Raw genomic sequence first — 25,342 nt, 5'->3', positions numbered from 1 at the left:
CCCTGCCAGTCGGGTTTAATCATTTTTCTTTTCCTCCTCCCAGATTGAAAGCAAATCATTTAGCTTATGGAGCATATTTTGCTTCTGATGGATACAGCCGTTCAACCCAAGCTGTAACCATTCATTCATTCTCTCTTCGTTCAGTTTACCTGCGATGTCGACTTTTATTTGTGGATGATAATTGGCTGCTGTCTCCACAATCAACGGAAGCCATGCATCATATTCTTCATCTTTTCCGCAAACAACATAATAAGGGAAATTGGTCTCTTCAATGAATGTAAGGATATCCTCTTTCGTGAAACATCCTTGACTCAGTTGAGAGTGAATGCCCCCAGTGGATAAGAATCCACTTACAAAGTCTGCGCGGACCTTATGGCTCTTCAATTCTCCCAATCCAATAATGCCGGCGACAGGTTTTCTGCCTGACATCACCATTTCTTCAGCTCTTCTTCTAAGCTTTTCAAATGGCAGGGAGAGTCTGTTTCCATTCATCGTTACCACACCAGATAGTGAATCTTCCAGATTGGCATAAATGTTGGTACCAATCATGGACTGGGAACGGGTGGATGAATCAGCTACTCTCTCTTCCAGCACCTTACTCACGCTCTCCTGGATTTTCCCTTCCTTCAATAGAGCATCGATCCCGCCTTCGCGATCGATGTGCTGAAATTCCTGCCAGGCTTTTCTGCCAGCCTCTTCCGTCAGCCACTCTAAATAATATGACCCCCCTGCAGGATCGAAAACTTTATTTAAATGGGCTTCTTCGCCAAGAATCAACTGTATATTACGTGCCACCCTCTCAGAAAAAGGAGTAGTTTCACCTTTTATACTGTCAAAAGGATGGACAACCAGGTAATTGACGCCGCCAAGTACAGCAGAAAATGCCTCACCGCCCGACCGGATCAAATTCACATGCTGATCCAGTCCTGATTTATTAAATTGTGAGGTTTCTGCACTTATACTGATGCAATCATCACACACCTCTTTATTGACGCCATAAGAGGAAAGAATATCCTTCCATAACTTTTTGAATGCTCTTAACTTGGCCACTTCCATAAAGAAATGACTTCCCACTGAAAAATGAACATGCATCTTCCTGGAAATTTCTTCTGGTGACCAGCCCTTCTCTTGAAATCTTTCAATATAATAGACTCCTGTACTCAAAGCATAGGCCAGTTCCTGTACGGCATTTGCCCCCTTTTCATGATACGGGGACGTATTTATTACGATGGTTTTGATTTCCGGAATATGAGAGGCTGCTGCAGCGGCCGCTTCCACCCAATCATCAAGCTGGTATTCGCCTTGTTGAAATCCGATTTCTGAGAGTGGATCAAATCCGATGACCCCTCTAATTTCTTTGAAGGACTTATCTCTTTCCGCAAGAGTGGCCATTCGATCGATTACCTCAGAATTATTTTTCTCGATGTTAAAAATCGGCAGGTCTTCACCTGCAAATCCTTTGATAAAGGTGTCAAATCCTTCTCCGATTTCCATTCCTTCCATTGAAAATGACAAGCAGTTTTGTCCCCTTGAGACCGCCTGGTGCAGTGCCTGGGATAATTCTTCCCACGTGCCTCTTTTTAGTTTCTGAGCGATTCTCCACTCGTTAAGGGTCGATATTTTTTGATTTGCATCCGGTATATAAGAATCCACACGGTTGATAGCCGGAAGATCTTCATTTGTAAATAAAGGTTTGAGGTCGATTCCCTCATAGGTTTTAGTATGTAACGTTTCTATGCTTCTTCCTTTCAAGGCTTTTTCAGCCGCTTCCTGCCATTCTTGCAGACTGGGAGGATTGAATGTTTGATCTTTCATCTCACTAAGCTTCATAGTACCCCTCTTTCACTTCGCATTTTTGAAATCGTTTACAAAATAATGTTTACTCATCCCTTTGATTCTTTTTTTCGCCTGATCTTTTTGATGAAAATTCGAAATTTTTATTCTAATACTATTTCAGTATATAAAAAAACTCTCTTTTCTTCAATTCTTCTCTGAATTCAGGCAAAAAAAGAAGAGCCGGCATGCCGGCTCTTCCCTTTCTAAATCTGTTATTTTTTGGTGTTGATATATAGCTTTCCTTCTGCCCGTTTAGTAGATACATTTCCAAAATCGTCTGAGATTTTCACTTCAACCACTGCTCCAGGTGCTTTAACATTGGAAGTGGCTGTGTAGTATCCCTCATAATGACCTTCGGATGTTTCCATCATCGGAAGTTCAGTCGCGTTAGTCAATTGCCCTCCTGCATTAGTCAGTGGCATATGGATGACGAACGTAGCATCCAAACCAGGTTCGCTGTCAAATTCGATTTTAACAGATTCACCTTTTTTCAATTCTTTATCTTCAGCTGGAAGAAGATTTTCGATTTCAATATCACCAAACTTGGCATAGACTGTTACAGTTTTCTTCTTTTTATTTCCAGCTTTGTCTTTTGCGACGACCTGGATGATATTTTCCCCTTCGCTCAGGAGAAGTCTGTGGCTGAATTCGCCGTTGTTCACAGAAGCTTTTTCACCATTCACTTTTACCCAAGCAAGATGATCCTCGGCAATGGTTCCTTTTACCGTGATTGCCTCACGATTTGTTTTCAGTCCTTCTTCAGGAGAAGTGATCGCAAGTTCCGGTTTCACTTGATCGAGTGTAATCGTAATAGGTTCAGAAGCACCCGTCATACCTTGCTCAGTAGCTGCTTTCGCTGTAATTGTATTTTCTCCTGCATTCAAGGAAACATCTGCAGTGAACGTTCCGTCTTCCATTGTTTCTGCTGTAGCCACTTCCTCTTCACCATTATAGAGGTGAACAGTGGTCGTTGGTGCTGATGTTCCTTCCACAGTGACTGTTTCATGTTTCGTGTATGAACCATCTTTTGGTGATGTGATGACCGGTGCAGTCACTTCATAATTTACTGTGGCACGGATCATATAGTTCCCTTCATCCTCAGGAGAAGGAGACCATGCACCCCCAACGAATTGCCAGCTGCGCGCAGCATATTCGCCGTCTTCATCTGTACCCAATCCAGGTGCGTTAGGGTTTGGTGCTGATTGGATGTAGACCATATAGAAGTCTCCATCGACCATGATTCCGTGTTCACTAAGATCTACATGTGTCCATTCGCCATTTCTCAGGGCAGTTGCATCAAATGGACCTGCAATTTTCTTACCTGGCGCCCCGTCAGTTCCGGAAGCGTCATAGACGGCCACTTTGAAATCTGTTCCGCCCGGCACCGGCCATTCGGTATCCCAGAATCGGAATAGACCTCCGGTTACCATCGCTGAATCATTTCCTTCTTCAAGTGACATTTTAACGGCCCACCCATTACCTGCATCATAGAATGCACGTGCGTTTTCTGCCGTTCCGTCATCATATCCGATTTCTCCAGGGTAGCCGATGAATGGTTCCATTGAGATATCCGCTGTCGCAGCTTCCCCTCCATCGATTGTCACTGTCACTTCTTGACTGTAGTAATAAGGAGCAACGACTTTAAGCGTATATTCACCTTCATAGGCTTCGAGTTCATATTCACCTTCTGCATTTGTTTCTACCGGTGTCACAACGGCATCTTCCATTAAGAATACCGTAGCCCCTTCAACAGGTTCCCCTGTTACTTGATTCGTTACGACTCCCGACACCGTTCCACGTGGGATTTCCTCCAGCGTGAAGTTAGCGGTCGAAATTGAATCTGCTTCCACCATTACACTTTGTGTCTGTGATCTGAAGCCGTATGTTGAAGCTTGAAGCGTGAATTCACCCGCTGCATGTGTCATTTGATAAGAACCGTCTGCAGGATTCGTGTAAGCAGAGCGTCCCGTCTCAAGTACTGTAACCTCAGCCTGTAAAGGTAACAACACCGGTGCAGGTGAAGTTCCATCCACAGGTGCTTCTTTCTTAACAGGTTTCACCATTTCAATCTTGTTAGGGTTCACACTTGGTTTCTTGGAAACCGATGAAGAGCTGTCACTCTTCGACTTTAATCCTAACTGGGCTTTACCAGAAGGCATAATGGATTCTGCACTCAGTTTAACATCATCCAGATACCAACCTTTTTTGACGACACTTCCATCGGTTGTCACATTGAATGCTACGTAGACACGCTGGCCAGCATAGGCACTTAAGTCAACCTCGCCATCCACCCAGCCGTCTGTCACATTGTTTACGCGAAGAGCCTGTGTCCAGTTCTCTCCATCCGTAGAAACAAATACATGACCATAATCGTAATTTCGTTCTAGTTCATGCCACTGCTTGAACTGCAGGTAGCTGTTTCCTTCCGGCAGATCGATCGGAGGCATCTGCAGGGACATATTCGCTCTATTATCGTAATTTCCATCTAGATTAGTGGCATACACTTTCTCTCCGGAAACTGCGCTCTCTGGACCTGTAGTAGGGACACCCCATTCCCAGCTGTTTGCTTCTCCATAGGAAGTCCAGCCTGCAGGGGAAGATTCAAAGTCCTGCTCATACCCTACTGTGATTCCAGGTAATAAAGGAACCGTGTATGTGTCACTTTCAACTTCGTTCCCGCCGAAGTCCAACGCACTCCACTTGTAATTCACACTGTCGCCGGTTAAATCTTCACCAGGAATGGCAGCATCGTAGGAACCTTCTGTATAGTCGCCGGATGTTCTTGAAGCCTCAACAGAAACCCACTCACCATCCGCCTTTTGATAGTTCAGTGATACACTCGTTACACTGACATTATCGCTGACATCCGCTTGAAGCGGTAAATTCATTTCTTTAAATGCTTCTGCAGGGGCAGCATGTGAAATGGAAGGTGCTTCAGTATCATCCCCTTCTTTCGATACGTTACCTTCAATCTTACCGATACCGCTCATGACTGACGATACTGCATCAAATGCGTTAACTAGCCCATGGCCATATCCATTATTAGGAGACTCAGGGAATGTACCATCAGTCAATGGGATTGCCGTCGCCATTAATATTTCTTCAATATCGTCAACAGTCAAATCTGAATTGACCTGTCTTAAAAGTGCGGCAACCGCCGATACGTGAGGGCCAGCCATCGATGTGCCATTCCAGCCGCCTTCATAATTACTGCCTGGAACGGATGAACGGATGTTAACGCCAGGTGCTGAAATTTCAGGCTTCACCTCATCGTAAGGAGACGGCCCTTGCAGAGAGAACCCTGCAAGATTATTACTGCTGTCAGTCGCACCAGTTGCAAACGACTCTGGGTAGTTTGCTGGTGTTGCAACCGAACCTGGTCCTCCAGGATTGAATAGGGTAGTGTTTCCTGCAGAGAATTCAGGGAAGATCTCCGCCGCTCTCCATGCAGCAACCATTTCGCGGTACCATTCATCTAAACCTGGTCCGCCTCCCCAAGAGTTGTTGACTACATCGGGAGCCATTTCAGGATGTGGATTCCCTTCTGCATCAGTTGGTGCAAGAATCCATTGTCCTGCCTCCAGTAAGTCCACATCTGTTCCTCCATTGGCAGTGAATGCTTTAACCGCGATCCACTTCGCTCCCGGGGCTACACCGATCTGGTTATTCCCATCCGGTTCTGAACCTACCATTGTACCCGTTACATGGGTACCATGCCCTTGATCATCGTATGGAGTGCCCTGACCTGCTGTTGCATCGAACCAGTTGAACTCATTGTCCGGAGTATCCGGGTTCTGTGGATCATACCCTCTGTATTTTTCTTTCAATGCCGGGTGATTCCATTGAACACCGGTATCGATGGAAGCTACAACTGTACCAGCACCGTCAATTCCCATATCCCATACTGCCGGTGCACCGATCTGCTCAAGGTTCCACTCGATGGAAGCTGGATTATTATCCGCCTTTTCCGCCTTCTTTATATCCAGGGCTGCTGCAGAACCTTCTGCTTTAACCGGCTGGATGAGCTGACGTGTTTCATTCGGTAATATTTTCGCCACTTCAGGGAAGTTAGCGATTTTCTCCATGACTTCTTTTGTACTTGTAACAGCCATACCATTTACTACGTAAAAGTCTTTTACATTTTTAACGGCACCGCTCTTTTTCTCTTTGTTTAAGTATTTTTTCACTTCTGCTTGAGTTTCAAGTGCAGTGGCACGCAGCTCTGAAACAACCATATTCCGCTTCAGCAGCTTTTTATCGTTTGCTGTAAGCTTTTGTTTCTCGGCTTTTTCAGCTGCTTTCTTCGCTACGCCCTTAGTGTCCACCTGCTCCTTGAACTTCACTAAGTATGTGACGTGCTTTTCTTTCTTGAACTGCTCCTGCAGTTTAGTGGTGATCTTCGATTGTGGACTTACTTTTGCAGTATCATTTACTGAAGTAGAAGCTTTTTCTTTTGCCAGACTTGGCATTGATGTACTTGCTGCGTTTGAGTTAAATGGAAACATTAGTGGAATGAACATTACTAGGGTCAATACGATTGAAAACCACTTTCTCTTATTTCTTCCCCTCATTTAATTCCCTCCCAAATTTAAATGATGTTTCCTTTCAAGATTCACCTCCTTATTTGGATTCACCTGGTAAAATGTAGGTGTTACACCAAAGATAACCAAGTGCAATTGTAAAATGTTGTAACTTTTTGTCAATTTTAATCTGAATATTCAGAAAATGAACGAATGGTCGGATTTCAATATTTTCATGAAAGGTCGAAAGTCACGTATATTCCATAATTTTAGGAATATTCTTTGATTTCAGGTAAAAAAACAGGGGTAAATAGGAGGGGATTCTGCAACGCTAAAAATTTATTTTTAAAAAATAAGAAATAGGGGTTAAGTCTGTTTATTCAGGAAATCCTATCGTAAATAAAGTACTACGTGAAAAAGTAGTTTTCAATGACGATTATTCTTCTGGGAATAATCCGGCACTTTATCCCGGGATATAAGGGCAGTGTAAACTCCATTAAGGTAAAAATAACCATTTAAGAAAAACAGAAAAAGGACTAACCTCTCAGGTTAGTCCTTTTTCAAACCCTGATTACCTCATTTACAAGGTAAGGTCCGATTATTAATATACAGAAGTGTTTTCCTTAGAAGTATTCTCTAAGATTTCTTTGATTCGCTGCAGGAATCTGCCGCAAACCAGGCCGTCAAGCACACGGTGATCGAGTGACATACACAGATTCACCATATCACGTACGGCAATCATGCCGTTATTCATGACAACTGGACGTTTAACGATTGATTCAACCTGAAGGATCGCAGCCTGCGGATAGTTGATAATACCCATCGATTGGACAGAGCCGAAAGACCCGGTATTATTCACTGTAAAGGTCCCACCCTGCATATCTTCTGACTTCAGCTTGCCGCTTCGGACTTTTCCAGCCAGGTCAGTGATTTCACGGGCAATGCCTTTGATCGTTTTTTCATCTGCATTTTTGATAACAGGAACGAATAAGGCATCGTCTGTGGCAACAGCGATTGAGATATTGATGTCTTTCTTCTGAATGATTTTATCCCCTGCCCACATCGAATTGATTTGCGGGAATTCTTTAAGAGCTTGTGATACAGCTTTAACGAAGAAAGCAAAGAATGTCAGGTTAAAGCCTTCGCGCTGCTTGAATTCGGACTTGAGTGAATTCCTGTATTCCACAAGGTTTGTAACATCCACTTCCATCATTGTCCAAGCGTGTGGAGCTTCGTGCTTGCTTCTTACCATATTGGAAGCGATCGCCTTGCGGATCCCAGTTACAGGGATTTCGATATCTCCCGGCATAACTGGTACATTCGGTGCAGGTGCTGCCTGCTTCTGTGCTGCAGCCGGCTGTGCTTGTTCTTTGACTGGTACCTGCTGAGGGGCAGGTGCTGCTTCCGCTTGTTGTGATGCAGGTGCGTCTGCTGCTTTAGGGATGTTGCCTGACTCGATGATTTTCTTAAGATCTTTTCTAGTGATGCGGCCGCCGTTACCGGTACCTTCCACCTGATTCAAGTCGATATCATGCTCTTGAGAAAGCTTCAATACAGCCGGGGAGTATCTTGCTTTATTTCCGGCGTCTTTTTTAGGTGACTGCGAAGATTTCGCAGGTGCCTGTGAAGATTTCACAGGTGCCTGTGAAGATTTCACAGGTGCTGCAGAAGGTTTCTCACCTGCAGTTTCCTTCTTTTCTTCTTTAGGAGCTTCCTCTGAAGGAGCAGAGCCGGCACCTTCCACTTCGATTGAACAGATAATTTCGCCGACTTCCAATGTATCTCCTTCTTCAGCGATCAATTCTTTGATCGTCCCTGTAAAAGAAGATGGAACTTCAGCATTCACTTTATCCGTCTGCACTTCTGCAATCGGATCGTATTTATTTACAGTATCACCGGGCGATACCAGCCATTTACTAATTGTACCTTCTGTAACACTTTCCCCTAACTGCGGCATCTTCATATTTTCCATACCCATGAGGAACCCTCCTAACGTTTTGCATTCAGTGTGTTTGATGGATTAAAATTCTGCCAGCTCACGCATAGCCTTTTCTACTTTGTCCGGGTTGATCATAAAGTATTTTTCCATTGTCGGTGCATAAGGCATTGCAGGAACATCAGGTCCCGCAAGACGTTTGACTGGAGCGTCAAGTTCGAATAGGCAGTTCTCTGCAATGATTGCTGATACCTCACCCATGATGCTGCCTTCTTTATTATCTTCAGTAACCAGAAGTACTTTACCTGTTTTAGAAGCTGCTTCGATGATTGCTTCTTTATCTAATGGATAAATCGTTCTTAAGTCAAGAATATGTGCTTCAATTCCATCCTGGGCAAGCTTTTCTGCCGCTTGAAGAGCGAAGTGGACGGATAATCCGTATGTGATGACAGTGATGTCCTCACCTTCACGTTTTACGTCTGCTTTGCCGATTGGGAGCGTGTAATCGTCTTCAGGAACTTCTCCTTTGATCAAACGGTATGCACGTTTATGTTCAAAGAATAAAACCGGATCTTCATCACGGATAGCCGCTTTTAACAAACCTTTTACATCATAAGGAGTGGAAGGCATCACGATCTTCAATCCTGGCTGATTGGCAAATACAGCTTCAACCGATTGAGAGTGATATAGTGCCCCGTGGACTCCACCGCCGTAAGGTGCACGGATGACCATCGGGCAGCTCCAGTCATTGTTTGAACGATAACGGATACGTGCCGCTTCAGAAATGATCTGGTTAACTGCAGGCATGATGAAGTCTGCAAACTGCATTTCAGCGATTGGTCTCAACCCGTACATTGCAGCACCGATTCCAACCCCTGCGATTGCAGATTCAGCCAGTGGAGTATCGATGACACGCTCCTCCCCGAATTGATCATACAATCCGTGAGTCGCTTTGAATACTCCGCCTTTTTTTCCGACATCTTCTCCAAGCACGAATACTTTCTCATCTCGTTCCATTTCTTCTCTAATAGCCATTGTTACGGCATCAATGTATGAAATTACTGGCATAATCTATTCCCCCTTACTTCTCTTCTGCGTATACATACTTCATGGCTGATTCAGGTTCAGCATATGGAGCGTTTTCTGCATAGTCTGTTGCTTCGTTCACTTGCTTCATCACACGATCGTTTATATCTTTTTCAAGCTCATCATTCATTACGCCCGTTTCTTTCAAGTAAGCGCCGAATGTTATGATCGGATCGTTCGTTTTCGCTTTTGCCACTTCATCCGGTGAACGATAGCTTCGGTCATCATCGTCTGAAGAGTGAGGAGTCAAACGGTAAGAAATCGTTTCGATCAAAGTAGGACCTTCTCCGCGGCGGCCGCGGTCTGCTGCTTCTTTAACTGCTTTATATACTTCAAGAGGATCATTTCCATCCACTGTATATCCAGGCATTCCGTATCCGATTGCGCGGTCTGATACATTTTCGCACGCCAATTGTTTTTCAATCGGAACAGAGATCGCGTACTTATTGTTTTCACACATAAAGATAACCGGAAGTTTATGTACACCTGCGAAGTTAGCGCCTTCATGGAAGTCACCTTGGTTTGAAGATCCTTCCCCAAAGGTCACGAACGTGACGAGATCTTTCTTTTCCATTTTTCCAGCAAGAGCAATCCCGACTGCGTGTGGTACCTGAGTTGTTACAGGTGAAGAACCGGTCACGATATTATTCTTCTTCTGACCGAAGTGACCAGGCATCTGACGTCCGCCTGAGTTTGGATCTTCTGCTTTAGCAAAGCCTGAAAGCATTAACTCTTGAGCGGTCATACCGAAAGTCAACACTACCCCCATATCGCGGTAGTACGGAAGGACATAATCCTTTTCTTTGTCTAATGCAAATGCTGCCCCTATTTGTGCAGCTTCCTGCCCTTGACAGGAGATGACGAAAGGAATTTTCCCGGAACGGTTCAATAACCACATACGCTCATCAATTTTTCTTGCAAGTAGCATCGTTTCATACATTTCTAAAACTTTTTCATTCGAGAGACCTAATTCTTCATGACGATTCTCTGCCATATCTTTTTACCTCCTGCGGGTTAAAGTCTTTATATGGGGGAGTAGGGTTCTCCCCCTGAATAAGTTGTGATTAATTATGAATGAATCGCTTTTCCATCTACTGCTAGTGCAGCTTCTCCAATAGCTTCTGATAGAGATGGGTGCGGGTGAATGGTATGACCGATTTCCCATGGTGTTGCATCCAGAACACGTGCAAGTCCTGCTTCAGAAATCATATCTGTTACATGAGGACCTATCATGTGGACGCCAAGGATATCGTCAGTTTCCTTATCGGCAATGATCTTTACGAATCCATCAGATTCACCGAATACAAGTGCTTTCCCGATGGCTCTGAAGCTGAATTTTCCTACCTTGAGTTCGAAGCCTTTTTCCTTCGCCTCTTGTTCGGTCATTCCTACGCTGGCAATTTCCGGGCTGCTGTAAATACACTTTGAAATAAGTGAGTAATCAATTGGATGCGGGTTTTCATTTGCCAAGTGCTCGACAGCTGTAATACCTTCATGAGAAGCGACATGGGCCAATTGAAGACCGCCAATGACATCACCAATGGCGTAAATATGCGATTCTTTTGTTTGGAAGAAATCATTTACTTCGATAAAGCCCTTTTCCACTTTGATATCGGTGTTTTCAAGGCCAATTCCCTCTACATTTGCTTGTCTCCCAACTGAAACAAGGATCTTGTCAGCAGTGAATGATTTCTCTTCGCCTTTATGTTCAGCATTGATCGTTACAGTTCCATCACCTTTTTGTAAGGATTCCGGAAGCACTTTTGCACCCGTTACGATTTTCACACCTTTTTTCTTCATTAAACGCTGCATTTCTTTTGAAATTTCATGATCTTCCGTCGGTACGATTTTGTCTGCATACTCAACCACTGTCACTTCGACGTCAAAGTCCGATAACATGGATGCCCACTCGATACCGATCACACCGCCTCCGACAATGATGATTGATTTCGGCAGCTGTTCAAGTGACAGTGCCTCGTCTGAAGATAAGACGTATTCTCCGTCAATCTCAAGACCTGGCAGCGAACGAGGCCGTGAACCTGTTGCTACGATGACGTTTTTCGGAATCAGCATTTCATTCTCTTCACCGTTGTTCATCTCAACTGAAATCGTACCTGGCATCGGAGAGAAAATAGAAGGGCCAAGGATGCGGCCGATCCCCTCATATACATCGATCTTTCCTTGTTTCATTAAGTGCTGAACACCTTTATGAAGCTGTTCAACAATCCCATCCTTTCGGGATTGAACTTTTTCGAAATCAAGCTCCACTCCGTTGATTTTCACACCGAAGCTGTCACTGTGCTTCGCAGTTGCATAAACCTCCGCACTTCGTAAAAGCGCTTTACTCGGAATGCACCCTCTGTGGAGACATGTCCCCCCAAGCTTTCCTTTTTCAACGATTGCTGTCTTTAAACCTAATTGTGATGCGCGGATAGCGGCAACATAACCGCCTGTTCCCCCGCCTAGAATGACTAAATCATATTCTTGTGACAATGCTGCATCCTCCTCAATCTTATACTGTTGCTTCTTCTTTTACCGTACCTGGATATACCTTATAGCTTTCTTCCTCTTTCAGGACTCTTAGTGCACCTTCAGCCAATGCCTGCAGTTCATTCTCCCCAGGATGAATAATCACATCTGCTATCCAATTGATACGTTCACTGATTGCCTTGACGAATTCTTTACCATATGCTAGTCCGCCAGTTAACACGATGGCATCGACCTTACCGTTCAACACCGCACTTGCGGAGCCGATTTCCTTCGCAATTTGATAAGCCATTGCATCGTATACTTTTTTCGCTTTTTCATCACCGTTTTCAATCATTTTCTCTACTTTTACAGCATCACTTGTACCGAGATACCCCACCAGTCCGCCTTGTCCGACCAGCTTCTTCATGATTTCGTCACGATAATAATCTCCAGAGAAACATAGATCGACCAGATCCCCTGCAGGTACTGTACCTGCTCTTTCAGGACTGAATGGACCGTCTCCATGCAAACCATTGTTCACATCGACCACTTTTCCATTTTGATGAGTACCGACAGTGATACCGCCGCCCATATGAGTAATGATTAAATTAAGATCTTCATATTTTTTACTTAATTGCTTCGCGACTCTTCTTGCTACAGCTTTTTGGTTTAATGCATGAAAGATACTTTTTCTTTCGATCAAAGAAAAACCTGATATCCTCGCCAAAGGCTGAAGCTCGTCTACCACGACGGGATCGACAATATAGGAAGGGATATTCAGGCCAGATGCAATTTCAAAAGCCAAAATGCCGCCAAGATTGGAAGCGTGTTGACCTGAAAAACCCTCTCTGAGATCTTTAAGCATTTCATCGTTCACTAAATATGTCCCGCCTTCAATCGGTCTTAACAAACCGCCGCGGCCGCAGACTGCACTTAATTTACTGATGTTGATGCCTTCTTCATCCAGCGTTTGAAGAATCGTATTTTTACGGAACTCATATTGATCGATGATATTTGGAAATTCATTTATCTTTTCCGTTTCATGACGGATCGTTTTTTCAAAAATGGATCGATCATCATCGAACACACCAATCTTTGTTGATGTCGATCCGGGATTTATGACTAATATTCGATGTTTCGTTTCCTGCACTGCTGTTACCTCCATTTGGGTAGCTGTAATTGTGTTGTTCTGTATTGAAATTTCCCCCTATGACAGATAACCCCTTGTTCCCATCTATACCTTGTTACCAGGTAAGAAACGCTTCACTTCGAAGAAGTCAAGCGTCCTGTATTTTTATCCGCGTCTGCTTAAAATATGTTGTCCGTTTTGTAAGAATTGGCTTCTTGAACGGCGCATTTTTTCAATTCTTTCTTCTGCCATACGATCTGCAGCTACATAAGTTGGGATGTTATCACGTTTTGCAATTTCAATTACTCGCTCAACGTTGTTATACACTTGTTCTACTTTTTTCATTGCTCTTTCGCTGTTATAACCGTATAGTTCGTCAGCTACATTGATTACGCCCCCGGCATTGATGACATAATCTGGAGCATAAACGATGCCCATCTCATGAATGGCATCTCCATGGCGGGTTTCTTTTAATTGGTTATTTGCAGCCCCGGCAATTACTTTAGCCTTGATTTGAGAAATTGTATCGTCGTTGATGATTGCACCTAAGGCACATGGTGCGAAAATGTCACACTCTACACTGTAAATGTCAGATGGATCAACTGCTTTTGCACCAAAGTCGTTTACTGCACGGTCTACAGACTCTTTATGGATATCTGTCACGATCAGGTTTGCACCCTCTTCATGAAGATGTTTACACATGTTGTATGCAACGTTCCCAACACCTTGAACGGCAATCGTCTTACCTTCAAGTGAATCCGTTCCGAACGCTTCTTTAGCAGCAGCCTTCATACCGCGGTATACGCCGTATGCCGTTACAGGAGAAGGGTTTCCTGATGAACCGAATGCCGGTGAAATACCAGTTACATAATCCGTTTCCTCATGGATCAGGTCCATATCAGCCACAGTGGTACCTACGTCTTCAGCTGTAATGTAGCGGCCATTCAGACCTTGGATATAACGTCCGAATGCACGGAACATTTCTTCATTTTTGTCTTTGCGCGGATCACCGATGATAACTGTTTTCCCTCCGCCAAGGTTAAGGCCGGCAGCAGCATTCTTGTAAGTCATTCCTCTTGCTAGGCGAAGAGCGTCTTCAATGGCCGCCTCTTCTGATTCATACGTCCACATGCGTGTTCCGCCAAGTGCAGGTCCAAGAGTCGTATCATGAATCGCGATGATTGCTTTTAAACCAGATACTTCGTCTTGACAAAATACTAATTGCTCATAATCGTAGTTTTCCATATAGCTAAAAATTTTCATTTTGAATTCCTCCCCAGGATCATTAAGTATTGTTTAAACAATTAATTATCGGCAGAGCATATTGCCAGTGCGAGTGAATATAATTTACTTTCGGCACTGTCCGCTCTGGATGTTAACACAATCGGTGCTTTTGCCCCGGCAATCACAGCCCCTACTTTTGCTTTGGCAAAGTAAATGAGTGATTTGTATAAAGCATTTCCCGTTTCAATATTCGGGACAAGTAAAATATCTGCTTGTCCAGCTACTTCACTCTGAATCCCTTTATGTTCTGCTGCATGGTGAGAGATGGCATTATCAAGAGCAAGCGGACCATCAACTAGACAACCTTTAATTTGACCTCTTTTACTCATCATCGTAAGTGAGGCAGCATCCAGAGTCGCCTGCATGGCTGGATTCACTAATTCCACTGCAGCAAGCGGCGCCACTTTAGGCAGCGCAACACCTATTGAAGATGCAACACTGACTGCATTTTCAATGATTTGAGTCTTTTGATTCAAATCAGGTGTGATATTCATTGCGGCATCTGTCACAAACACCAGTTTATCAAAGCCAGACACTTCAAAAGCCGCTACATGCGAAAGCACATTTCCAGTGCGAAGACCCCATTCTTTATTCAATACAGCTTTTAAAATAACTGCAGTAGGGACATTTCCTTTCATCAAGGCACCTGCTTCGTTTTCCCTGACAGCTTTCACAGCCAGTTCAGCTGCTTTCAGAGGTGAAGCTGCATGTTTAATTTTCACCGCACCGTTCGACTTTAAATGCGGTACATTTTCTTCTATTATGGCTTCAATCTTTTCTTTATCTCCAAATAAAATAAATTCTGCCATATCTCTGTCTACTGCCATACCGACAGCCCCAAGCACTTCTTTATCTTCTGCCGCCGCTACAGCTACAACAGAGTGTTCTTTTTGGGTTGCTTTTTCCACTAAAGACTGTAGATTCATGAATGTATATTTCAACCCCTTCAATAAAAATTTGTTCCCACTTTAAATACATGCAAGAATCGTGCCAACTTTTTAATCCTTGAAAACGCTTCATTTTAAGTTACACGACTGTGCATTTTTTTTCACACCATGCAATTTATTTCATGCTATTTATTTCAATGTTATATTTTTCAAGCTTGTAATACAAATTCCTGACTGAAACATTCAATTTTTTTGCAGCAGCTGTTTTGTTACCATTATTCTGCTCTAAAACTTCTTGAATTATCTTTTTTTCATATTTTTCAAGCTGAGAATTTAAATCCATTGCAACCTGGACAGTTCCGGTCTTTTTACCTGCATCGTCTTTTGCAGTTCTTTCCAGCGGGGGAAGGTGATGCAAGTCTATTGTCGTTTCATTATATTTCATAAAAATCATCGCCCGGCCAAGAACGTTCTCAAGTTCCCTTACATTTCCTGGCCAGTGATATTCCATCAGCCTGTTTACTGCACTATCAGTAATTCCATCTACATTTCTTCCGTAATCCTGATTGAGCTTGGTGATCAGACTTTCAGTAATAAGAGGGATGTCCCTCTTTCTGTTTCTGAGCGGAGGGATTTGAATCGGCATCCGGTTCAGACGGTAATACAGGTCCTCCCTGAAGGATCCGTCAGCAATCCCTTTTTCCAAATTGACATTTGTTGCAGCAATCACACGTACATTTATGCTGATGGATTTCGTCCCGCCGACTCGGACGATTTCATTTTCCTGCAGCACCCTTAATAATTTTGCCTGGGTATTGGCACTGAGTTCACCGATTTCATCCAAAAAAATACTGCCTTTGTCAGCTTCTTCGAATAACCCCCGTTTCCCTCCGCGCTTTGCACCTGAAAAAGCACCTTCTTCATATCCGAACAATTCACTTTCAAGCAAGCTTTCTGATAAGGCAGCACAGTTCACACGCAAGAACTTATTGAATTTACGGTTACTTGCATTATGTATGGCGTGTGCAAATAATTCCTTTCCCGTTCCCGACTCCCCTCTCAATAAGACCGTTGCAGGGGTTTTCGCTCCCAGTTTCGCTTGTTCGATTGCAATCTGCATCTCCTCGGAATCCCCAATGATATCCTCAAACATATATTTGGCTTCAAGAGTACGGATGATCCTCCTGGCCCTGTCCAGTTCCTGTGTCAGGGACTGAATTTCCGACATGTCATGTATAACACCGACACTCCCTTTCAACTTACCGTTTACTATGATTGGAGCGACATTCACGATGACCTCTTTACGTTTCGGTCCCACTCTCATCTTCGTTCCACGGATTGCCCTTCTTGTCTGGAGTACTTTCAAGTGTATACTTTCACCTTCTGAAATATCTGTGGTAGCAGGCTTTCCTATGACTTCATCCCGGGTCAGCCCGGTAATCCTCGTATAAGCAGGATTGATCATGATGCCTTTTCCTTCTTCGTCAACCACTGAAATCGCATCATCACTTGAATGTATGATGGCTTCAAGCATGGTCTGGATTTCTTTCAGATTCGTTATTTCTTCTGCCAGATTCACGACTTCTGTAATATCCTTGAAGACAGTGAATGCCCCGATTACCTCTTCATTTTCCGTAATCATCGGGATACGATTGGAAATGATTTTCAATCCATTCTCCAGTACCACTTCCTGATTAATCTCGGTTCGTCTGGTTTCAAGGGTCGTGGTGAGCTTACTTTCAGGTATCACGTCATTGATATGTTTCCCAATTACATTTTCATTATTTTTACCTATCATACGTTCAGCACTTTTATTGAACAGCATGACAATTCCTTTAGCATCTATGCCGACCATTCCATCATCAGTCGAATTAAAAATCAAATCCCGTTTAAATGACTCACTCGTCAATTGATGGATGAGATCTTCTTTTTCTTCCAGAAGTTTAGATATTAGAAATGCGACGCTGCCTGGTATGAGAACAGTGTTTTTCCCTCTTACTTCTCTAACGTCTTCAAAAACTTTTCGATCCCCAGTGACTTCAATCACGATATCAACAGAATCATGCAGGAATTCTCTCCAATCGCTGCCGTTCGGAATTCCCCATTCTTTTGCCAGACGAAGCCCCATCGCATCTTCGTTCAGATCCGTTATGGCAACCACTTTCATCAAGGAGACTTCATGGAGGATTTTCAAAATGGCGGTACCACCTTTACCTCCACCGATGATTAGAACCTTTTGCAATTTTTTTCACCCCATCATTGGATATCTGCAATTTATTTCATATCCAATGTATATTTTACAACACTGTTGTACAACTTGACAATTTTCTAGATGAAGTTAGAATTTTTAGTAGTGAGAAAAAAAGGAGATATGTCCATAATGGTACGTATTATTGCATTAATTATCATGCTGATCCCTGGTGCACTGGCAGCACTCGGTATCAAGTTAATGAGAGATATGCTATTCGGCATTCTGCAGCCTCCCATTCCATTTTTGGGACTGCAATTTATTATAGGGTTGGTATTCTTTTTAGCAGGTCTGGGGTTCATCGCAGGATTTGTGCTCCATCGAGACAGGAAACGAAACAAAGTGCAGGACCGTTTCAATAAAAAAAGCTAGCGTGAATTTCACGCTAGCTTTTTATTAGAGCTCTGCTCTCATTTTGATTGCCTTTTCAGGATAATCGGTGACGATTGCCGAGCAGCCGACATTGAACAGCCGCTCAAGCTGATGTGCTTTATTGACAGTATAGGGTCTGACCGCGATTCCATTTTTCATCGACTCTGCAATGATATCATCCGTTGCCACTTTCTGATTAGGGTGTATCGCCTTTGCTCCGAGGGACCTGGCATAGACCCATGGCATATATAGACCAGTGGAGTACAAAGGTGCAATTTCTATCGACGGATCAAGACGTCTGCATGCCACTATGGAATAATGATTGAAAGAAGATATAATGACACGGTTTGAATAGTTATATCTGTTGATCAATTGAATGACCTTCTCTTCCAGTCCTTGATAATCCATGATGCTGTTTTTCAACTCTATATTACAAATAAGGCTGTTATCCTTCATCCAGTCAAACACTTCATTAAGCGTCGGGATTTTTTGTTTATTGAAGAATTTCTTTTTAAATGTATAATTCGCATGTAATTTTCTGAGGTCCTTAAAATGGTAATCTTTTATATATCCTTTACCATTTGTAGTACGGTCAACAGTTTCATCATGAATGACCACGATTTCACCATCTTTGGTCAATTGAACATCGAGTTCTATTCCGTCCGCACCCACTCTATCGGCTTCCAAGAAAGCATCCATTGTATTTTCAGGATGGGTCCCAGCTGATCCCCTGTGTGCAAATATTAACGTCACGCGCTTCACTTCCCGTGTTAGTTTTTGTTACTATGACTACCCTATTTCCTCTTCATTATATGTATAAACATAGGCGGAAAGAAATAAAAAACCCAATAAATCATGGATTCATCGGGTTCATTCGTTCTATTTAGTTACTTATCCTTTCAGGAAGCTTTGTGCTCAAGCCTCAGCTTATCCGCTACCATGGCAATAAACTCACTATTGGTTGGCTTCGCTTTAGACATGCTTACTGTATAACCGAACAATGAAGAAATCGAATCTATGTTCCCGCGGCTCCATGCGACTTCAATGGCATGGCGGATTGCACGTTCCACACGGGATGCCGTAGTATTGTATTTCTTTGCAATATCAGGATAAAGAACTTTTGTGATGGACCCAAGCAGCTCGATATCGTTGTATACCATCGAAATGGCTTCTCTCAAGTAAAGGTAACCTTTAATATGTGCAGGGACACCAATTTCATGAATGATACTTGTAATGCTTGCATCTAAATTTCTAGGTTTTGATTCTGTAGTTAATCTGGATGAGGAATGTTTTTTGATGATTGGATTTGATTTTCCGCTCACTTGTCTAATATGACTGACGAGATTTTCCATATCAAACGGCTTCAGGATAAAATATGACGCACCAAGGTCAACAGCCTTTTTCGTTACATCTTCCTGCCCGAATGCGGTAAGCATGATCACATTTGGGATCTTCTTCTTTTCACGAATACGTTCAAGTACAGCCAGACCGTCCAAATGAGGCATGATTATATCGAGCACCAATACATCCGGATCCACTTCTTCCAATAAGTCCAGACACTCCTGACCATTATGGGCGATTCCCACTACTTCCATATCGTCCTGTGAAGCAATGTAATCTTCCAATAAAGAAGTTAATTCCCGGTTATCATCCACGACACATACTTTAATTGATTTCACTACAGGTTTCCTCCTCGAATCCATTTTAATTCATGTGAATATTATTCATGTCTATATTTTTATTCTAAATTACTTTTTCGACAATGCAACCAAAAATCCTTTTATTTTTTAAAAAATACCAAAAAATATATTATTTTCTCTCATTTACTTTGTTTTCCTTTATTTTTCGACCTCTTTCGCTATTCAAGTGAACTTTTGTCGAATAATCTTTATTTTATCAATATTGCGGGGTTCTTACAAATGCTTGTAACGATATTTTAGATCCTTTAAATCACCGCTGTTAATTTCCATGCAAGACTTCGCTTTCCGCGGGTGCCCCGTGAGCCTCCTCGTCGCTGCGCTCCTGTGGGATCTCACATCAGGCACTTCTCCCGCAGGAGTCTTCGTCTTGCATTCCAATTAACAGCTAGAACTAGTTCATGCATAGTCATGCGAGAAGAATTAAAAAAGATCCCCACTTTCTTTTGAACCTTAATCATAAAGTATGCTTAAAGAGCCTTGGTAAAATAAAAAAAGAACCCTCTAGAGCACCGTTTGTACCGGCACTATACAAGGGTTTGAAAAAGTTAACTTGCTCTTTCGTGGTTTTGTTTATAGATATCGATCCCAGCCTCGCTCAGCATCCATTCGATGTGAACACCATACCCGCTTGTCGGGTCGTTGACAAATACATGGGTGACCGCTCCGATTAGCTTTCCATTTTGAATGATCGGACTCCCGCTCATCCCTTGTACAATCCCGCCGGTTTTTTCTAATAACTCAGGGTCGGTGACTTTGATGACCATCCCTTTTGTGGCAGGGAATTTTTGAGGAATCGTACTGACAATTTCAACATCGTACTTCTCCACTTTATTTCCATCCACAACCGTAAGAATCTGTGCACGTCCTTCTTTTACCTGATGAGACAGCGCAATCTGCATCGGCTTATCCAAAATATTATTTTCCACCGATTGATTAAGCTCCCCGAAGATTCCAAAAGGACTATTGCGTGTAATGTTTCCAATCACATTTCTGTCTGCCGAAAATCGGGCAAGTTTCTCTCCCGGCTTCCCCCCGCTGCCTTTCTCGATGGAAGTCACTTCGGAATGAACGATTTCGCCATCTTCCACAACAATCGGCTTTTTCGTATCCATATCCGAAATCACATGTCCCAGGGCTCCATATTTTTTGGACTGAGGATCAAAAAATGTCATCGTTCCGATACCGGCTGCAGAATCACGGATATACAATCCGAGTTTATACGCGTCCTCCCCTTTTTCTTTCATGGGCAGCAATGACGTTTTTACAATTTCATCTTCACGTTTGATGACGACTTCCATACTTTTGGCATCTTCGCCCGCTTTCTGAACAAAAGGAGCAACATCTGCAAGCTGCTCAATTTTCTTGCCATTTATTTCAGTGATCATATCTCCAACCTGAATTCCGGCCTTTTCACCGGGAGATACTTTACCTTCTGCAGTGTCTACCAAATGGTGGCCCACCACCAGCACCCCGACAGTATTTAATTTGACCCCGATTGATTGCCCGCCAGGAATGACTTTGAAATCCTTCAGTACTTCCACATTGACTTTCTTGATGGGTAGTCCCGCCAATTCAAGGACTACTTCATCTTTCCCAACCGATTTCCCCTGGATGGACAGTAGTCCCTTCTCTTCACCGACTTGTACATTCTTATTGGTAAACGAACTCATCGCAGTAACGGATGCAGTCTTGGGGAGAGCAACTTGATCCCCTTCCATTACTCTGATCGAATTCGGTATCTTGACTAATTGTTGAACAGGTTCATAAAAACCAAAAAAACAAAGCGAAACAAGGAGAATTCCACCTATACATTTCCTTAACCAGTCTAAATTCACTATTTTCACTCTCCTCGCTTCAATTGCACACTCACTTACTTGGCTACAGTTTTAATTTTGCCTTTAAAAGCTGTATTTATAACTGGTAATAAAGAAAAAAAGCTACCCTGTATGGATAGCTTTTCATGTATCTTTTATGGAGCTTGCCAATTGCAGCAGCTCTTTTGCATGTTCCTGTGTCAAATCGGTAATTTCCACACCCGAAATCATCCGGGAAATTTCTTTTACCTTTTCACCTTCCTCCAAACGCTTGACAGATGTGCTTGTGCGGCCTTTAATCAATTTCTTGGAAATAAACAAATGACTGTCAGCCATAGCAGCAACCTGCGGTAAATGGGAGATGCACATTACCTGTGAATGGGTAGCAACCTGGTAAATCTTCTCGGCAATGGCCTGTGCCACTCTTCCGCTTACACCGGTATCCACTTCGTCAAAAATAATGGATGTAATTCCTTGATGTTTGGAAAAGATAGTCTTAAGTGCGAGCATGATTCTTGAAAGTTCTCCTCCTGAAGCAACCTTGGAAAGTGGCTTCAATGGTTCTCCTGGGTTTGTGGAAATATAAAACTCCACCTGATCCCATCCTTCTTTTTTGAAATGGGAGAAGGAGAATGATGATTCTTCTTTGCGGCTGAAACGAACTTCAAATTTTGTTTTATCCATATAGAGCTGCTTTAATTGTTCATGGATGCTTACAGTTAATTTCTTGGCCCATTTCTTCCTGGACTGTGTCAGGTTTTTTGCTTCTATGGTTAAGTCTTTCTCAAGTGACTGTAAATTATTTTGCAGTTCTGCAATATGTGAATCCTTGTTCAAGATCGTTTCGATTTCTTCTTCGATCTTGGAACCGTATGCAAGAATTTCCTCGACCGATGACCCGTATTTCCTCTTCAAACCATTGATTTCATTTAACCTGGTTTCGATAAGGTCTAAGCGATCTGGCTCAAATTCAAGCTGATCCAACTCTCCCCTTATTTGATGAACAGCATCTTCCAATACATAAAACGCATTTGATACCGCCTCGAGCGTTTTTTTATACTGGTTGTCAAGATCGGCAGCTGTTTCCAGATGACTCATCGCCAGACCTGTCCAGTCCAGCCCTTTTCCTTCCCCCTGGATACTGTTATATGAGGTTTGAAGCGCTTCATACAACTTCTCGAAATTCATTAGCTTCCGTTTTTCTTCTAATAGCTCTTCGTCTTCGTTCAGCTTCAAATCAGCTTCCTGAATTTCTCTCAGCTGAAACGTAATGAGATCCAACCGGTGTGCCATCTCTTGTTCATTTTCATTCAATCTGGTCAATTGCTTGAAGAGTGTGCTGTATTCTTTATAGATTTCCCGGTAAGAGACTAAATTAGCATGTATTTCTTTACCTCCGAATTGATCAAGAAGGGACAAATGCAGATGTTCATTCATCAATTCCTGATGCTCATGCTGCCCGTGTATATCAATTAACGACCCGCCAATTTCTCTCATGATGGCGATAGTGACTAACTTACCATTTACTCTGCAGACACTTTTTCCGCTATTCGATATCTCTCTCCTGAGAACAATCATTCCTTCTTCAATCTCGATGCCGAAACTTGAAGCTTTTTCATAACAAGGATGCGTATCCTCATCGAGAATAAATAAACCTTCTATCTCTGCTTTTTTCTCTCCATGACGTACATACTCTGCAGATCCTCTTCCTCCTACAAGTAAATGGATCGCGTCGATGATGATGGATTTACCTGCACCTGTTTCTCCAGACAGTACAGTCAACCCTTCTTCAAACGACAGAGCCAAAGCGTCGATGATGGCAAAATTTTTAATGGATAATTCTTGTAACAAGTAACATTCACCTCAGTTAATAAGGTATTTATTTATAGTTGTGTGATCGTGTAAAAATGTGGTTTATGGAGTTCTAACCTTTTTTCCGCTATTGTAAACCGATTTACTTTTAAAAAGCTGAAAAGCGGGTGAAATTGATTCCACCCGTCCCGTGTATAATGAATGTGATTAATTTTCAATAATGAAAACTGCGTCTTATAACATATCAAGAAAACGTTCTGTTATGACCTTCGTTTCGTCTTCTGTTCTGCAAATGATCAGGCATGTGTCATCCCCGCAAATCGTACCCAGGATTTCCTCCCAGTCCAGGTTGTCAATTAGAGCACCGATCGCATTGGCGTTACCAGGCAGGGTTTTCATGACCAGCATGTGGCCTGCGGTATCAATCTTGACAAATGCATCCGTCAAGGTTCTTTTCAGTTTTTGAAGAGGATTAAACCGCTGATCAGCTGGGAGGCTGTATTTGTATCTCCCATCCATCAATGGAACTTTGACTAAATGCAATTCTTTGATATCTCTCGAAACCGTGGCCTGCGTCACATTGAAGCCTGCGCTCTTAAGGCTGTCAACGAGCTCATCCTGTGTTTCAACATCTCTATTTGTAATGATTTCCCTTATTTTTATATGTCTTTGTCCTTTGTTCATCATAGAACTCACACCTCTTACCTAGAATTAAACCTGTATATTTATACCTCTACGCTTATAGTAGCCTATTTTATGGATAAGTACAACAGAAAAGCGGAGGCGGCTTGCCAGAGGCGACAAGCATATGACGGGGCAGCCATAAAGGCGCTTTTTGCCTTTTTGGATGGCACGGCTTATGTCTCGTGCCTCTAAGCCCCGGAGCTGGACAATAAGAAAAGCGGAGGGGCTTCGCTCAGAGGCGACAAGCATAAGACGGGGCAGCCATAAAGGCGCTTTTTGCCTTTTTGGATGGCACGGCTTATGTCTCGAGACTCTAAGCCCCGGAGCTGGACAATAAGAAAAGCGGAGGGGCTTCGCTCAGAGGCGACAAGCATAAGACGGGGCAGCCATAAAGGCGCTTTTTGCCTTTTTGGCTGCTATGGCTTATGTCTCGAGACTCTAAGCCCCGGAGCTGGACAATGAAAAGCGGAGGGGCAACATAGACCGTTCCTTTCCGCTGCAGGCACAAGATTCCCCGGGGAGGAAGTCGAGCCTCCTCAACGTTCCGTCTGCGGGGTCTCGACTTTTCCTCTTATCCTCCAGGAGTCAAGTGCCTGCAGCTCCAATTCACTCTGTGGTTTTAATTTGTTTAAAAGCGTTCCCTTTATGTAACTTGAATCATTCTACAAAGTGAAAAATTGTGAAAAAATCCATAAAAACAGACTGCCCCATCCTGGAGCAGCCTGCGCGATTTATTGATTATTAGCTTTAAACTGACTGTGCGCTTCATCGATGACTTGTTGAGGAGTGACTGCGAGAAGGGATTTTCCTTCGCTTTCATCACCTGGCCAACGGATGTGGATAAGAAATTCTATGTTGCCGTCTCCGCCGGTAATAGGGGAATATGACAACCCATGGATGTTATATCCTTCGCTCACAGCTAAGCTTATGATTTTTTCAATAACAGCATGATGAATTTTGGGATCGCGTACGATGCCTTTCTTACCGACTTGTTCTTTACCTGCTTCGAATTGAGGCTTGATCAGTGCGATACAATCTCCGCCGGGAACCAGAAGTGTTCTTAGGACCGGCAAAATTAATGAAAGTGATATGAACGAGACATCAATCGATGCAAAAGACGGCATAGCACCTGGCAAATCAGCAGGTGTTACGTAACGGAAATTGGTTCTTTCCATTACAACAACCCTCTCATCCTGCCTTAACTTCCAGGCTAACTGGTTGTACCCGACATCGATGGCATAAGACATCTTCGCGCCATTTTGAAGAGCGCAGTCCGTAAATCCTCCTGTAGAAGAACCGATATCGATGATGACTTTATCTTGTACGTCAATATCAAACACCTTCAATGCCTTTTCAAGCTTCAGTCCGCCTCTGCTCACATACGGCATCATTTTCCCTTTGATAGTTAGCTGGGCATCTTCACTTACTTTCTCACCGGGCTTATCCAATCTCTCTTCGTTTGAATAGACAAGTCCTGCCATAATTGCTCTTTTTGCTTTTTCTCTTGTTTCAATAAGTCCTCTTTCAACTAAGAGTATGTCTAATCGTTGTTTTTTTGCCTTCAT

The 25,342-nt window shown here is 43.1% G+C and carries 17 protein-coding genes; 1 reads left to right on the top strand and 16 read right to left on the bottom strand.

The genetic code is table 11. The features are described from left to right. Positions 1-15 precede the first annotated feature (15 nt). The 10 genes from ACXAFV_RS08870 to ACXAFV_RS08825 form a co-directional block, all read right to left on the bottom strand. Positions 16-1,830, bottom strand: a complete 1,815-nt coding sequence (locus ACXAFV_RS08870) for a methylmalonyl-CoA mutase family protein (protein ID WP_475125812.1) — start codon at positions 1,828-1,830, stop codon at positions 16-18. A gap of 218 nt (positions 1,831-2,048) precedes the next feature. After that, positions 2,049-6,407: a S8 family serine peptidase gene (locus tag ACXAFV_RS08865; protein WP_475125810.1), complete on the bottom strand. Its 4,359-nt coding sequence runs from the start codon at positions 6,405-6,407 to the stop codon at positions 2,049-2,051. 550 nt (positions 6,408-6,957) lie between these two features. Further along, a complete protein-coding gene (locus ACXAFV_RS08860; RefSeq protein WP_475125808.1) occupies positions 6,958-8,334 on the bottom strand; it encodes a dihydrolipoamide acetyltransferase family protein in 1,377 nt (458 codons plus the stop codon). A gap of 42 nt (positions 8,335-8,376) precedes the next feature. Next, positions 8,377-9,360 carry an alpha-ketoacid dehydrogenase subunit beta gene (locus ACXAFV_RS08855; protein WP_475125807.1) on the bottom strand — a complete coding sequence of 328 codons (984 nt, stop codon included), beginning with the start codon at positions 9,358-9,360 and terminating at the stop codon, positions 8,377-8,379. A gap of 13 nt (positions 9,361-9,373) precedes the next feature. Next, positions 9,374-10,372 carry a thiamine pyrophosphate-dependent dehydrogenase E1 component subunit alpha gene (locus tag ACXAFV_RS08850; protein ID WP_475125805.1) on the bottom strand — a complete coding sequence of 333 codons (999 nt, stop codon included), beginning with the start codon at positions 10,370-10,372 and terminating at the stop codon, positions 9,374-9,376. A gap of 74 nt (positions 10,373-10,446) precedes the next feature. Continuing rightward, on the bottom strand, positions 10,447-11,871 hold the full coding sequence (gene lpdA / locus ACXAFV_RS08845; RefSeq protein WP_475125804.1) for a dihydrolipoyl dehydrogenase: 1,425 nt from the start codon (positions 11,869-11,871) through the stop codon (positions 10,447-10,449). Positions 11,872-11,890: 19 nt separating this feature from the next. Beyond that, a complete protein-coding gene (gene buk, locus ACXAFV_RS08840) occupies positions 11,891-12,997 on the bottom strand; it encodes a butyrate kinase (RefSeq protein ID WP_475125802.1) in 1,107 nt (368 codons plus the stop codon). Between the two features lie 144 nt (positions 12,998-13,141). Continuing rightward, positions 13,142-14,239 (bottom strand): branched-chain amino acid dehydrogenase, encoded by a 1,098-nt coding sequence (gene bcd, locus ACXAFV_RS08835; protein ID WP_475125801.1) that lies wholly within the window; start codon positions 14,237-14,239, stop codon positions 13,142-13,144. A gap of 41 nt (positions 14,240-14,280) precedes the next feature. Beyond that, a complete protein-coding gene (yqiS, locus tag ACXAFV_RS08830) occupies positions 14,281-15,186 on the bottom strand; it encodes a phosphate butyryltransferase (protein WP_475125799.1) in 906 nt (301 codons plus the stop codon). A 136-nt stretch (positions 15,187-15,322) separates the two neighbouring features. Beyond that, positions 15,323-17,389: a sigma 54-interacting transcriptional regulator gene (locus tag ACXAFV_RS08825; protein ID WP_475125798.1), complete on the bottom strand. Its 2,067-nt coding sequence runs from the start codon at positions 17,387-17,389 to the stop codon at positions 15,323-15,325. A 138-nt stretch (positions 17,390-17,527) separates the two neighbouring features. On the opposite strand from ACXAFV_RS08825, the gene ACXAFV_RS08820 reads away from it, so the two are divergent. After that, entirely contained in the window at positions 17,528-17,767 is a 240-nt protein-coding gene (locus ACXAFV_RS08820; protein ID WP_475125796.1) for a DUF2627 domain-containing protein, read from the top strand. A gap of 24 nt (positions 17,768-17,791) precedes the next feature. Here the strand turns inward: ACXAFV_RS08820 and ACXAFV_RS08815 are convergent, their stop codons facing one another. From ACXAFV_RS08815 to ACXAFV_RS08790, 6 genes are all read right to left on the bottom strand, one after another. Next, positions 17,792-18,520 (bottom strand): glycerophosphodiester phosphodiesterase, encoded by a 729-nt coding sequence (locus ACXAFV_RS08815; RefSeq protein ID WP_475125795.1) that lies wholly within the window; start codon positions 18,518-18,520, stop codon positions 17,792-17,794. A gap of 146 nt (positions 18,521-18,666) precedes the next feature. Beyond that, complete coding sequence (spo0A, locus tag ACXAFV_RS08810) at positions 18,667-19,446, bottom strand: sporulation transcription factor Spo0A (RefSeq protein WP_446243551.1); 780 nt, start codon at positions 19,444-19,446, stop codon at positions 18,667-18,669. A gap of 566 nt (positions 19,447-20,012) precedes the next feature. Beyond that, positions 20,013-21,302 carry a SpoIVB peptidase gene (gene spoIVB, locus ACXAFV_RS08805; protein WP_475125794.1) on the bottom strand — a complete coding sequence of 430 codons (1,290 nt, stop codon included), beginning with the start codon at positions 21,300-21,302 and terminating at the stop codon, positions 20,013-20,015. 123 nt (positions 21,303-21,425) lie between these two features. Then, a complete protein-coding gene (recN, locus tag ACXAFV_RS08800; RefSeq protein WP_475125792.1) occupies positions 21,426-23,132 on the bottom strand; it encodes a DNA repair protein RecN in 1,707 nt (568 codons plus the stop codon). A 195-nt stretch (positions 23,133-23,327) separates the two neighbouring features. Continuing rightward, positions 23,328-23,777, bottom strand: coding sequence for a transcriptional regulator AhrC/ArgR (gene ahrC / locus ACXAFV_RS08795; protein ID WP_475126106.1), 450 nt, complete (start codon positions 23,775-23,777; stop codon positions 23,328-23,330). A 731-nt stretch (positions 23,778-24,508) separates the two neighbouring features. Beyond that, positions 24,509-25,342, bottom strand: a complete 834-nt coding sequence (locus tag ACXAFV_RS08790; protein ID WP_475125791.1) for a TlyA family RNA methyltransferase — start codon at positions 25,340-25,342, stop codon at positions 24,509-24,511.

It is taken from the genome of Rossellomorea sp. ABR4_012, from assembly GCF_056159545.1.
This window is presented reverse-complemented; position numbering and strand designations above follow the sequence as displayed.